12 protein-coding genes are annotated in these 11,959 nt (G+C 61.9%); 10 read left to right on the plus strand and 2 right to left on the minus strand.

What is annotated here, in order from left to right:
* Nucleotides 1-148: 148 nt before the first annotated feature.
* The gene (locus tag LZK81_RS10360; protein WP_233956175.1) at nt 149-1,408 is read right to left on the minus strand and encodes an ABC transporter substrate-binding protein; all 1,260 of its coding nucleotides are present in this window, start codon (nt 1,406-1,408) and stop codon (nt 149-151) included.
* A 173-nt stretch (nt 1,409-1,581) separates the two neighbouring features.
* Between LZK81_RS10360 and LZK81_RS10365 the strand changes: the two genes are divergently transcribed.
* From LZK81_RS10365 to LZK81_RS10385, 5 genes are all read left to right on the plus strand, one after another.
* Nucleotides 1,582-2,451: a carbohydrate ABC transporter permease gene (locus tag LZK81_RS10365; protein ID WP_233956176.1), complete on the plus strand. Its 870-nt coding sequence runs from the start codon at nt 1,582-1,584 to the stop codon at nt 2,449-2,451.
* Nucleotides 2,438-3,265, plus strand: a complete 828-nt coding sequence (locus LZK81_RS10370; RefSeq protein WP_233956178.1) for a carbohydrate ABC transporter permease — start codon at nt 2,438-2,440, stop codon at nt 3,263-3,265. The genes LZK81_RS10365 and LZK81_RS10370 overlap by 14 nt, the downstream gene beginning before the upstream one ends.
* Before the next feature lie 8 nt (nt 3,266-3,273).
* Nucleotides 3,274-4,041, plus strand: a complete 768-nt coding sequence (locus LZK81_RS10375; RefSeq protein ID WP_233956179.1) for a glycerophosphodiester phosphodiesterase family protein — start codon at nt 3,274-3,276, stop codon at nt 4,039-4,041.
* A 91-nt stretch (nt 4,042-4,132) separates the two neighbouring features.
* Nucleotides 4,133-4,936, plus strand: a complete 804-nt coding sequence (locus tag LZK81_RS10380) for a UDP-2,3-diacylglucosamine diphosphatase (RefSeq protein ID WP_080952672.1) — start codon at nt 4,133-4,135, stop codon at nt 4,934-4,936.
* A gap of 109 nt (nt 4,937-5,045) precedes the next feature.
* Nucleotides 5,046-6,233, plus strand: coding sequence for an MFS transporter (locus tag LZK81_RS10385; protein WP_046611602.1), 1,188 nt, complete (start codon nt 5,046-5,048; stop codon nt 6,231-6,233).
* Here LZK81_RS10385 and dgcA read toward each other — a convergent pair.
* Nucleotides 6,203-7,186, minus strand: coding sequence for an N-acetyl-D-Glu racemase DgcA (dgcA, locus tag LZK81_RS10390; protein ID WP_046611601.1), 984 nt, complete (start codon nt 7,184-7,186; stop codon nt 6,203-6,205). The genes LZK81_RS10385 and dgcA overlap by 31 nt on opposite strands.
* A gap of 153 nt (nt 7,187-7,339) precedes the next feature.
* Between dgcA and LZK81_RS10395 the strand changes: the two genes are divergently transcribed.
* The 5 genes from LZK81_RS10395 (at nt 7,340) to LZK81_RS10415 (ending at nt 11,956) form a co-directional block, all read left to right on the plus strand.
* Nucleotides 7,340-8,449 (plus strand): ABC transporter permease, encoded by a 1,110-nt coding sequence (locus tag LZK81_RS10395; protein WP_046611619.1) that lies wholly within the window; start codon nt 7,340-7,342, stop codon nt 8,447-8,449.
* On the plus strand, nt 8,449-9,294 hold the full coding sequence (locus tag LZK81_RS10400; protein ID WP_233956181.1) for an ABC transporter ATP-binding protein: 846 nt from the start codon (nt 8,449-8,451) through the stop codon (nt 9,292-9,294). Before LZK81_RS10395 ends, LZK81_RS10400 begins: the two co-directional genes overlap by 1 nt.
* An 8-nt stretch (nt 9,295-9,302) precedes the next feature.
* Nucleotides 9,303-10,673, plus strand: coding sequence for an MlaD family protein (locus LZK81_RS10405; protein ID WP_233956183.1), 1,371 nt, complete (start codon nt 9,303-9,305; stop codon nt 10,671-10,673).
* Nucleotides 10,674-10,708: 35 nt separating this feature from the next.
* Nucleotides 10,709-11,326, plus strand: a complete 618-nt coding sequence (locus LZK81_RS10410) for an ABC-type transport auxiliary lipoprotein family protein (RefSeq protein WP_046606384.1) — start codon at nt 10,709-10,711, stop codon at nt 11,324-11,326.
* Between the two features lie 141 nt (nt 11,327-11,467).
* Nucleotides 11,468-11,956, plus strand: coding sequence for an NUDIX hydrolase (locus tag LZK81_RS10415; protein WP_233956184.1), 489 nt, complete (start codon nt 11,468-11,470; stop codon nt 11,954-11,956).
* Nucleotides 11,957-11,959: the final 3 nt, after the last annotated feature.

Consider the following 11,959-nt stretch of genomic DNA (forward strand, 5'->3'; position numbering starts at 1 on the left):
TCGGGAATGGGTCCCTCAATACAACAAATCGAACGGGGGTCCATCCCAGATATTTGGCCTCGCCGAATAAAACAAAGCCCGGAGAGGCGCTTGGCCTGTCCGGGCTTTTCGTCGTTCGGGTCAAGGCCCTTAAGTCACGCTCTTCGCATCAGCCGCCGCTTTTCGACAGCATGGTGCGCATTTCGGCGCCAAACGTCTTCAGGGCCTGCGCTTCCGGCGTCTTGCCGAGCACGATCGCTTCCCAGACCGAAGGTTCCTTGGCGCGGATCGCCGGCATTGCCGGCGGACGCGAGCGCACAAAGGCCACGTCGAGCTGCTTGATGGCAACCGAATAACCGGGCTCTTCGGCGATCGCTTTCTTGGCGATGTCGACGTCGGCGGTTTTTTTCATGATCGGCAGGTAGCCGGTTTCGACGAAGGTGATCGCATTGATTTCCGGGCGCGAGATGAATTTCAGGAACGCCCAGGCGCCCTTGCGATGGGCTTCGTCGGAGGCCGCGTTGATGCCGATCGTCGCACCGCCGATCGGGGCTGCGCATTTGACGCCGCAAGGCAGTGGGGCAACGCCGAGATCGAACTTCACGGCACCGCGGAGTGCGCCGAAGCCGCCGGTCGAGTCGAAATTGATCGCAGCCTGGCCGCTGGTGAAATATTGGCTGCCGAGGCTTTCGTTGATCGCCGCTGCTTCAGGCGAAACCTTGTCCTTGCGGATCAGGTCGGCCATGTAGGTATAGGCGCCGATCGAGGCATCGCTATCCATCAGCACGGAATTGTCCTTGGGGCTGACCCATTCGCCGCCGGCCTGTGCAACGAAGGCCCAGCGCACGAACTGGCCGAGCCCGATGACACCCCACTGCTTGACGTCATTGCCCTGGCGAACCGTGAGCTTGGTAGACATCTGGCGCAGTTCGTCCCAGGTCTTCGGCGGTGCATTCGGGTCGAGGCCCGCAGCGCGGAAGGCGTCCTTGTTGTAGTACATGACCGGCGTCGAGACGTTGAACGGCAGGACGTAGGACTTGCCGAGATATTTCGGGCCTTCGAGCGCGAACGACTGGTACTGGTCAAGGAATTCGGCGCCTTCCTTCTGAAGGTAGGGGTCGAGCTGCTCGAGCACGCCGGAATCGGCGAACAAGCCGTAGCGGGTGACCTCCAGCATCATCAGGTCCGGTGCCTGGCCAGCCGGGATGGCGGCCTGCAGCTTAGTGGTCGTGTCGTCGTAATTTCCGGTATATTCGGCCTTCAGCTTGTACTCGCTCTGTGAGGCGTTGAACTTGCCGACGATCTGGTTGACCGCGTCGGTGCCCTTTTTGGCGAGCGAATGCCAGAAGGTGATTTCGACGGGGGCGGCAAGAGCCGGCTGGCCCGCGAGCACCGCGACGGCCGCCGCGATAAGCAGTTTCCTCAACATCCCATTCTCTCCTTATTCGTTGAAACGCCGGTTTGAACGGCCGGCAGCCGCTGTCGCGAAAGGGTAGGAAGAGCACGTTACAGGCGAATGACGCGGGCCCGTGAAAAACGTCACGAGACTTTCGTACAGGGCCGCTAAGGCAGAGCGTGACACGGAGAAAACGTTGGAATGCGATGCGGATATTGAGGCCCTATCTCTATCTTCTGCCCTGTGTCGGGCTGCTCGGCCTCTTCATCTATTGGCCGATCGTCTATTCCGCCTGGCTCAGCATCCACCAGACCAACATCCTCAACGGGCGCTCCAGATATGTGGGCTTCGACAACTATCTTGAGCTGTTCGGCTCGGATCAATTCCATCATTCCCTCTGGGTGACTTTTCTCCTGATGCTGGTGAGCGTGCCGCCCCGGCTGATCCTGGCGCTGGCGCTCGCCCATCTCCTGAGGGAAAGCCATGCTTTCGCACGGATGCTGCGGGGCATCTATTTCCTTCCCTATGTCACCAGTTCCGTGGCGATTTCGGTGATCTGGAGCTGGATGTTCAACACCGATATCGGCTTCATCAACCTGACGCTCGGCGCCATCGGCATCGGCAAGGTTCCTTGGCTGCAGGACGTCAACCTGGCGCTGGTCGCCGTCGGCATCGTGGCGATCTGGAAACAGCTCGGTTACGATACGCTGCTGTTCATCGCCGGGCTCAACGCCATTCCCGACGATTATTACGAAGCGGCGCGCATCGACCGGGCAGGGCGCTGGCGCCGGTTCAGGGATATCACCTTCCCATTGGTCGCACCGACCACCCTGTTTCTGCTCGTGGTCTCGGTGATCGACAGTTTTCAGATCTTCACGCTCGTCAATGTCATCACCCGTGGCGGGCCAGCCAACGGTACCGATGTCCTGATGAATTTCCTCTACTATCTGAGCTTTACCCTGTTCGACATCTCGACAGGATCGGCGTTGGCCGTGCTCCTGTTCCTCGGACTGGTCGCCATCACGCTCGCAAAGCTCGCCTTTGCCAGGGACAAGGTGAATTATGACCTTTCCTGATCGTCTCCTCCATTTCCTCGGCTGGGCGGGAGCGGCGCTGCTCGGTTTCGGCGTAGTCTTCCCCTTCCTGATCGGCATCGGCGCCTCGCTGCTAGCACCGTCCGACCTCCTCAATCCCAATGTCGGCGAATGGTCGCTGCATCCGGAAAATTATCTGCGAGTGTTCACGGAGGCAGGGCTCGGCGCCTATTTCATGAACTCGATCATTATCGCGCTGTCGACGACGGTCGGCACGATGATCACCTCGATCCTCGCCGCCTATGCCTTTGCCCGTATGGAGTTCCGCGGCCGCAACATGCTGTTCTGGGCCGTGCTCGGCACGCTTACCATTCCGGAACTGATCTGCATCATTCCCAACTATCTGCTGATGGCCAAGATGAAGCTGGTGCCGAGCATCTGGGCGGCGGTGCTGCCCCAGCTTGCCTCCGGTTTCGTGACCTTTTTCCTGCGCCAGCATTTCATGGGCGTGCCAAAGGTTTACGAGGAGGCGGCGCGCCTGGATGGCGCCAGCCATTTCAAGATCCTGGTCGACGTCATCGTCCCGATCTGCTGGGCGGCGATCGCCTCGATGGCGCTGTTTGCCTTCATCGCCCAGTGGAATTCCTATCTCTGGCCGCTGATCGTGCTGCGCGGCGATACGCAGACGGTGCAGATCGCGCTGGCCAATCTTCAGGCATCGGTACGCGAACAGCCCTTTACCGACTGGCCTCTCATCCTTGCGGCGAGCTGTGTGGTCCTGCTGCCGAGCATCGTGTTTTTCTTATTTGCCGAACGCCAGCTGGTGCAGGGCGCGGGTCTCGGCGGCATCAAGTGAGGTTTCGAATGACCAAGATCGCATCCCATCGCGGCGGCACCCATCTGTGGCCGGAAAATTCCAGGCTTGCCTTCCGCCAGACCGCCGCGCTGCCGGTCGAACTCGTCGAATTCGACGTCCACCACACTGCCGACAAGGTTCTGGTCGTCCATCACGATGCGACAATCGACCGGATGACGGACGGCAAGGGCGAGATCGGCAGGCTCACCTACGAGCAGCTGTCGAAATTCGTGATCGTCGGCGCGGCAGGTGAGACCATTCCGACCCTCGACGAGGTGCTCGACATCTTCGCGCCGTCGCCGGTCGACCTGCGCCTCGAGATCAAGACACGGCCGGATGGGACTGCCTACGAGGGCATGGAGGAGGCGATTGTCGAGCGGCTGGTCGCCAGCGGCATGCTTTCCCGCTGCATGGTGACGAGCTTCTCCCTGGAGCGGCTCGACGCCTTCCGCAAGGCGCTTGAGGCGGCCGGCCACAGTGTTTCGGAGCTTCTTGGATTCATATGGCTCTGCTCGCCGGCGGTCATCCGCCAGGTGGGCTGGATCGGCGTTGGCGCCGCCTTGGCCGCCTTTGGCGTTTTCGAGATCGGCATTCGCGCCGAAATGATCTCCGTGCTTGCAATTGCCCCGTTGAGCGACCGTGGCGTGATCATCCACGGATGGGCCGCGCACGACATTGAGATGGCAACGCGGATGTTCGATCTCGGCATTGCGAGCTTCACCACCGATCGCCCGGATATCGCGATTGCGACCCGTGCCAAACAGGAGATGAGGTAGTCATGCGGCACTCTGTCATCATCCTGAAACACGAGTCTGGTTTTGAAGCCATCAGAAGCGGCAGCGAAAGGACGACTTCGTGACCGGTGAGATGGATACAAGACATTTCAGAACGCTCTTCATTTCGGACGTTCATCTGGGCTCCAAGGCGGCCCGAACGGACTTCCTCCTGGATTTCCTGCGCTATCATGAAGCGGATACCATTTTCCTGGTCGGCGACATCGTCGACGGCTGGCGGCTGAAGCGCAACTGGTACTGGCCGCAGGGCTGCAACGACGTGGTCCAGAAGCTGCTGCGCAAGGCGCGCAAGGGCACCCGCATCGTCTACATCCCCGGCAACCACGACGAATTCCTGCGTTCCTTCCCGGGCACGCATTTCGGCGGCATCGAAGTCGCCGAGCGCGAAATCTACGAGATGGCCGACGGCAAGAAATACCTGGTCCTGCATGGCGACGAATTCGACGTCGTGGTCCGCAACGCCCGCCTGCTCGCCTATCTCGGCGACTGGGCTTATGACGCGGCGATCGTCATCAATATCGGGCTCGCCGCCATCCGCCGCCGCCTCGGCATGCCCTACTGGTCCTTCTCCGCCTGGGCCAAGCTGCAGGTCAAGCACGCGGTCAATTTCATCGGCGAGTTCCAGCGGGTCGTCGCCGACGAAGCCCGCCGCAACAATGTCGATGGCGTCATCTGCGGCCATATCCATCATGCCGTCATGGAGGACATCGACGGCATCCACTACGTCAATACCGGCGACTGGGTGGAAAGCTGCACGGCAATCGCCGAGAACTTTGACGGCACGCTGGAGATGATTTCGTGGCAGAACATCGCCGCCACGGCGGAGATCAAGTCCCTGCCGGCGCCGCAATCCATCGAGGACATGCGGGCCGCGTGAGCGGCCTGCAACAGATGGACGGGCCGGCCAGAGGGCTATATCTTGCCATAGGCAGGCACAAGGCTGTGTGTTAGGTAAGCTGAAACTTCAGCAACCCACCCGTGAAATCGTGATTCCCTCAAATACGGCGCAGACAGCGCCCCGGTTCTTCCAGTTGCGCTGTGCGATCGCCTATGGGGCGCCGCTCGGGGTGAACGGAGTGATTCTGCCCTATCTGCCCGTCTGGCTCGACGGGCTTGCCTTTACCGAATTCGAAATCGGCATCGTGCTCGCAGCCCAGCTTTTCCTGCGGGTGGCTGCCGCCCCGGTTGCCGGCCTGCTTGCCGACCGCATGACGGAACGGACCCTGATGCTCGCCTGGTCCGGCGCGTTGTCGTTGTTGACGGCATTCGCAATGTTCTTCACCCGCGACTTCTGGCCGGTTCTCATCGTCGTCGCCGTTCAGGCGGCGGTCTTCGCGCCCTATGCGCCGATCGTCGAATCGATCGCTGTCAGCGGGGTCCGGCGCTGGGGTTTCCAGTATGGCTCGATGCGCGTCTGGGGCTCGGTCGGCTTCGTGGCCGTGGCGCTGTTCGTCGGCGAACTCCGTGGCTTCTGGGGTTTCCAGGCTATCCCGTCGGCGATAGCGGTCGGTTTTCTCCTGACCGTCGCCGTTGCCTTCGCGGCTCCGAAGCTCGGCCGGGCGGTTGCAAGGCCGGACCCGGACAGGATGCCTCAGCAGAGCTCGCTCAGAAGGCTCGACCTGCACGTGCTGATGATCGGCGCGTCGGTGGCGCAGGCAGGGCATGGCATGTTCTATACGTTCGGCACCATCCATTGGCAGCAGATCGGGTTTTCGAGCGGCTCGATCGGCGTCCTCTGGAGCGCGGCCGTCGTGTCGGAGATCATCGTCTTTTTCGCGGCGGGCTGGATCGCCAGACGGATTTCTCCCTGGACGCTGATGCGAGTCGGATGCGCGGTCGCGGTGGTCCGCTGGACGCTCTTTCCGATGCCGCTCGACTTCTGGGGATACCTGGCGCTGCAGGCCACTCACGCCTTCACGTTCGCCTTCGTCCATATCGGCATCCAGCACCGGTTGGTCGAGGCGGTGCGCGAGGACCAGGAAGCCTCGATGCAGGGCGCCTACGTCTTCTACAACGGCGTCTTTCTTGCGCTTGCGACGGTGCTTTCCGGGGTACTCTACCGCCAGTTCGGCCCGATGAGCTATGTGGCGATGTCGGTCCTTGCGCTGGTCGGCCTGTCGATCATCGCGCTTGCGGCAAGAATTCAGCCCCAGAGGGTCGCTTCCGGCGGATAGACGAGGGAACCTTCGTAGCGCAGCCCGTCCGGCCGGTCGCGGGAAAGCAGCAGCGGCCCGTCGAGATCCGCATAGTCTGCATCCTGGGCGAGCAGCACGGCCGGCGCCATGGCGAGCGAGGAGCCGACCATGCAGCCGATCATCACGGCAAATCCAAGCCGCTGTGCCTCCGCCTTCATCGCCAGCGCCTCGGTCAGTCCGCCGGTCTTGTCGAGCTTGATGTTGACCGCGTCGTACCGGTCGCGAAGGCTTTCCAGGTCCTTCGTGGCGTGCACGCTTTCATCTGCACAGACGGAAACGAGGCGGCGGATACGGCCAAGCGCCGCATCCTGGCCGGCGGGCAATGGCTGTTCGATCAACGACACATTGGTTTCCGCGGCAATCGCCATATGGCGGGCGAGGTTTTGCTCGGTCCATCCTTCGTTTGCATCGACGATGATCCGCGTGGCCGGCGCGGCATCACGAACGGCCCTCAGCCGGGTCTCGTCATTGTCGGTTCCGAGCTTGACCTTGAGAAGCGGACGTTGCGCGTTCCTTGCAGCTTCGGCCGCCATGGCCTCCGGTTCCCCGAGCGACAGTGTGAAGGCGGTGACGAAGGGTTTGCGGCTGGTAGCGCCGATCATATCGGCAACGCGCCGCCCGCTCAGCTTCGCCTCGAGGTCCCAGAGAGCGCAGTCGACGGCATTTCGCGCGGCACCCGGCTCCATCCGCCTCCGCAATTCTTCGCGTGTCAGACCGGCACGGATGGCATCGGCGACCGCTTCGATCTCCGCCATCACACCGTCCAGGCTCTCGCCATAACGCTTGTAAGGCACACATTCCCCGCGGCCGGAAACGCCGTTCTCACTGACGACGCAGGTGATGACTTCCGCCTCGGTCTTCGAGCCGCGGGAGATCGTGAACGAACCGGAGATTGGAAACGTCTCTATTGTGGCTTCGAGGTGACGGCTCATGGTTTTACGCGTCCCGTTGTGGCAAATCCCTATGACGCAGCTATATTGCCGGTCTCGAAAGTGCGATCAACCGCATCGTATTGAAACTTCTGACTAGCTTAGGCGCGAAAGAAACACGTGACGTTCCAGCCAGCCGAAATCAAGGCCGAAAATATGCCCGGCGACGGCGGCGAGCGGTACGTATTGGCCGGCGAATGGCGCGGCCCGACGATATCACCTGTGCTCAAGGAGTTCGAGCGGCTCGAAAATGCCGCAAACCGGGGCAAGGTGGAGATCGATCTTTCCGGTATCACCGGCGTCGATACGGCCGGCGCCTGGCTCATCCGCCGGCTGATGACCGCCAAGGGCGGGCAGGGCGGAGAAGCAGCCCTGGTGGGCGGCGAAGGCCCGATCCGGGAACTGATCGGCGTCTTGCCGGAACACGTTCCTGCGCCGCCTGCGGACGCCGGAGCTAAGGGAAACCTGTTCGAACGCCTGTTTGTGCCGCTCGGCAAAGTGATGGTCTCGCTCGGCGGCGATTTCTATGCAGCCATGCATATTCTCGGCTCGGCGGTTCGCGGTGCGCAGATGAAATTCGGCCGAGGTGCGGGCGTCTCGCCGGCGTCGGTCGTCACCCACATCGACCGCATGGGCGTGCGGGCGGTGCCGATCATCGTGCTGATGTCCTTCCTGATCGGCGCGATCATTGCCCAGCAGGGCGCCTTCCAGCTCCGGTATTTCGGCGCCGAGATTTTTGTCGTCGATCTGGTCGGCATCCTGCAGCTTCGCGAGATCGGCGTGCTGCTGACGGCGATCATGATCGCCGGCCGTTCGGGCAGCGCCATCACCGCCGAGATCGGTTCGATGAAGATGCGCGAGGAGATCGACGCCTTGACGGTGATCGGCCTCAATCCGGTCGGCGTGCTGATTTTTCCGCGCCTTGTGGCTCTGACGGTGGCCTTGCCGCTGCTGACGATCATCGCCAATTTTTCGGCGCTGTTCGGGGCGGCCGTCGTCGCCCTTGCCTATTCGGGCATTACCTTCGATACCTACCTGTCCCGTCTTCACGAGGCGATCGACCATACCTCCGTTGCCTCCGGCATGATCAAGGCGCCGTTCATGGCGCTGGCCATCGGCATCGTCGCCGCCGTCGAGGGCATGAAAGTCGGCGGCAGCGCCGAATCGCTCGGCCAGCACGTCACCACTTCGGTGGTGAAATCGATCTTCGCCGTTATCTTCATAGATGCGATGTTCGCCCTCTTTTATTCCGCGATCGATTTCTGATGGAGAACGGTTTGGAAGAGGTGCCGCAGACCGCGATCAAGGACAAGTCGAATGGCCGACAGGTGGTGCTGTCGGTCCGCGACTTGACGGTCGGCTTCGGCGACAAGCTGGTGCTCGACCACCTGAACCTCGACATTTATCGCGGCGAGATCCTTGGCTTCGTCGGCGCATCCGGCACCGGCAAGTCGGTGCTGATGCGCACCGTGCTCAGCCTTTTGCCGCACCGTTCCGGCACGATCCACATTCTCGGCGCCGACTACGACACCGTTTCGGAAGACGAGCGCATGGCGCTCGATACGCGGCTCGGTGTGCTCTTCCAGCATGGAGCGCTGTTCTCGGCCCTGACGGTGAAGGAAAACATTCAGCTGCCGATGCGCGAATATCTCGATCTGCCGCAGTCGCTGATGGACGAGCTCGCCTACCTGAAGATCGATATGGTCGGCCTGCCGCCTGACGCTGCCGACAAATATCCATCCGAACTGTCGGGCGGCATGATCAAGCGCGCTGCGCTTGCCCGCGCCCTGGCGCTCGATCCGGACCTCGTTTTCCTCGATGAGCCGACCTCCGGCCTCGATCCGATCGGCGCCGCCGATTTCGACGCGCTGATCGCCAGGCTGCGCGATACGCTGGGCCTGACCGTCTACATGGTGACCCACGACCTCGATAGTCTGTTCTCTGTCTGCGACAGAATTGCTGTGCTTGGAGAGAAACGGGTCTTGGTCGAGGGTACGCTTGAGGATATGTTTGCCTGTGACGATCCATGGGTACAGTCCTATTTCCGCGGCAAGCGGGCGCGGTCAGTCTTGGTCCAAGAAAAGCAGCCTGCGGCAGAAGTAGAAGAGTGACGTAATCTATGGAAACCAGAGCCAACTACGCCCTTGTCGGTTTCTTCACCTTGCTGGTGATCGCCGCCGCTTTCGGCTTCGTCTACTGGATGGCGCAATCCGGCCGCGGCGGACCGACGGCCGAACTGGCGATCCGCATCCCGGGCTCGGCGAACGGCTTGTCGGTCGGCTCTCCGGTTCGCTTCAACGGCATTCCGGTCGGTTCGGTGCGCAGCCTGACGATCGATCCGGACGATCCCCGTTATTCGATCGCTTTCACCGAAGTGCGGGCCGATGCACCCGTCTATCAGTCCACCCAGGCCGCACTCGAAGTGCAGGGCCTGACGGGGGCTGCCTATATCGAGCTTTCCGGCGGCGCCAAGGGGGAGGAGAACATCCTCCAGAAATCGATCGAGAACGGCCGGCCGGCCGTGCTGATCGCCGAGCAGTCGAGCGTCACCAACCTGCTCGCCACCGCCGACAAGATCCTCGACCGGGCAGACGCGGCGATTAGCGATATTCAAGGCTTTGTCGCCGATGCAAGAGGTCCGCTGACCCAGACAATCCGCAATGTGGAAACCTTCACCTCGGCGCTTGCCCAGAATTCCGACAGCATCGACAAGTTCCTGAACAGCCTCTCGACGCTTTCGACGACGATCGACCGGGTCTCCGGAACGCTGAACTCCACGCTTGCAGCCGCCGAACGGCTGGTGAGCGCGATCGATGCGGAAAAGATCAATGCCGTGGTCTCCAACACGGAGCGCGCCACCCGCAATATCGCCACGGCCTCGGATAAGTTCGACGACCTGGTGACCAATGTCCGGAACGCCGCCGCCAATTTCGAGAAGGCGGGAGCGGACGCCCAGGTCCTTCTGAAGCGCGCCGATACCGTGCTGGGCGCCGTCAATACCGATCAGGTCGCGACGACGATCCGCAATATTACAGCCGCCTCCGAGGACGCCCGCCAGACCATCGGCTCGGCCCGGGACGTGGTCGGCAATTTCGTTCACCGCAAGGACGATATCGACCGCGCGATCGGCGATTTCACGGACCTCGCCCGGAAGCTCAACGACGCTTCGAGCCGCGTCGACGGCATTCTTGCCAAGGTGGACGGGTTTGTGTCGAGCGACGACTCGCAAGGGCTGTTTGCCGAGGCGCGCAAGACGCTGGAATCCTTCCGCACCGTGGCCGACAATATCAATGCCCGGGTCGGGCCGATCGCCGACAACCTGTCGCGCTTCTCGGCAGGCGGCCTGAGGGACATCCAGACGCTGGTCAACGACGCGCGCCGCACGGTGCTGTCGCTCGACCAGACGATCACCAATTTCGACCAGAACCCGCAGCGGCTGATCTTCGGCGGCGAGACGGTGAAGGAATATGACGGCAGGACGCGGCGGTAAGCGCGGCGTTTTCAGTGTTTGAGAATGGGGTTTTAATGACCGGTTCGGAGTTACTGATGCGACGTGCGGCGACCCACGCCTCGGCTCTGCTTGTCCTGCCGCTGATTGCGGCCCTGGTGAGTGGCTGCGGCAGCAAGGCGAACAACGACACGTTCGATCTGTCGATCACTCCGTCTGGCCAGGGGGCTTCCGCCCGCAACCGGCAGATACTGGTGCCGGAACCCACGGCGTTGAAGCTGCTGAACAGTGAGCAGGTGATCGTGCGCGTTTCGCCCTCCGAGATCCAGTATCTCGCCGATTCCCGCTGGGGCGACCGCCTGCCGGCCCTCGTCCAGTCGAAGCTGGTCGAAGCCTTTGAAAACTCCGGCCGCCTCGGCGGCGTCGGCAAACCGGGGCAGGGCCTTGCGATCGACTATCAGGTCGTGACCGATATCCGGGCCTTCGAGGTGACCGCCGGCAGCCCCCGCCTCGCCAATGTCGAGATCTCGGCAAAAATCCTCAACGACCGCAACGGCACGGTGCGCGCCCAGAGCGTGTTCAAGGCGACGTCTCCGGTCTCGGGCGCCGAGAACCGCGATTTCATCGAGGCGCTGGATCGCGCCTTCGCCAAGGTCGGCGCCGAGATCGTCGACTGGTCGCTGAAATCGATGTGATACTCGCAGGGCCTGGTCGTTTCGGCCGGCGAGATCGGGTTCGCATCAATCGCCTGAGTCGCGGATATCCATTGGAACCGGTGCACTTGGACTCGCAGGCCTAAACGGTGGTGTGAAGCTATGGATGACCACGGCCGAACGATGATCGTGCTGGACCGCGGCTCCTCGCGCTTCCAGTTCCGGGCTGGGGCGCTGATCTGGTCAAACCGGCATATCCTGATCCATCGGGCCGTGAACGATCCCTTCTGGGCCTTGCCCGGCGGGCGCGTGGAATTTCATGAGGCAGGTGCCGATGCGCTGGCGCGCGAGATCGAAGAGGAAATCGGCTGTGGAGCTCGCGTCGGGCCGCTCCGCTTCGTGATCGAAAACTTCTTTGAGCTCGGAGGTCGAAAAGCCCATGAGATCGGCTTCTATTTCGAGGCGGAACTTTCACGGCCCCTTGCCTTCGACGAAGATGAGATCATCCATCGCAGCCGTGACGGTGAAACCGATCTGGAGTTTCGGTGGGTGCTGCCAACGCTGGATAATTTGAACGCGTTTGACCTCAAGCCGCTGCCTCTTCGTGGCCTTCTCAACACGACGCCGGAAGGAATGAAGCATATCGTTTACCGGGATGGACCTGTCCCTTGAAAC

This window comes from Neorhizobium galegae, assembly GCF_021391675.1.
In the GTDB taxonomy this organism is placed as follows: domain Bacteria; phylum Pseudomonadota; class Alphaproteobacteria; order Rhizobiales; family Rhizobiaceae; genus Neorhizobium; species Neorhizobium galegae_B.

Excerpts from the sequence above, each read along its gene's own strand:
- LZK81_RS10360 (WP_233956175.1), bottom strand. The coding sequence starts at position 1,408 with ATGTTGAGGAAACTGCTTATCGCGGCGGCCGTCGCGGTGCTCGCGGGC.
- LZK81_RS10365 (WP_233956176.1), top strand. The coding sequence starts at position 1,582 with ATGCGGATATTGAGGCCCTATCTCTATCTTCTGCCCTGTGTCGGGCTG.
- LZK81_RS10370 (WP_233956178.1), top strand. The coding sequence starts at position 2,438 with ATGACCTTTCCTGATCGTCTCCTCCATTTCCTCGGCTGGGCGGGAGCG.
- LZK81_RS10375 (WP_233956179.1), top strand. The coding sequence starts at position 3,274 with ATGACCAAGATCGCATCCCATCGCGGCGGCACCCATCTGTGGCCGGAA.
- LZK81_RS10380 (WP_080952672.1), top strand. The coding sequence starts at position 4,133 with ATGGATACAAGACATTTCAGAACGCTCTTCATTTCGGACGTTCATCTG.
- dgcA (WP_046611601.1), bottom strand. The coding sequence starts at position 7,186 with ATGAGCCGTCACCTCGAAGCCACAATAGAGACGTTTCCAATCTCCGGT.
- LZK81_RS10395 (WP_046611619.1), top strand. The coding sequence starts at position 7,340 with ATGCCCGGCGACGGCGGCGAGCGGTACGTATTGGCCGGCGAATGGCGC.
- LZK81_RS10400 (WP_233956181.1), top strand. The coding sequence starts at position 8,449 with ATGGAGAACGGTTTGGAAGAGGTGCCGCAGACCGCGATCAAGGACAAG.
- LZK81_RS10405 (WP_233956183.1), top strand. The coding sequence starts at position 9,303 with ATGGAAACCAGAGCCAACTACGCCCTTGTCGGTTTCTTCACCTTGCTG.
- LZK81_RS10410 (WP_046606384.1), top strand. The coding sequence starts at position 10,709 with ATGACCGGTTCGGAGTTACTGATGCGACGTGCGGCGACCCACGCCTCG.
- LZK81_RS10415 (WP_233956184.1), top strand. The coding sequence starts at position 11,468 with ATGATCGTGCTGGACCGCGGCTCCTCGCGCTTCCAGTTCCGGGCTGGG.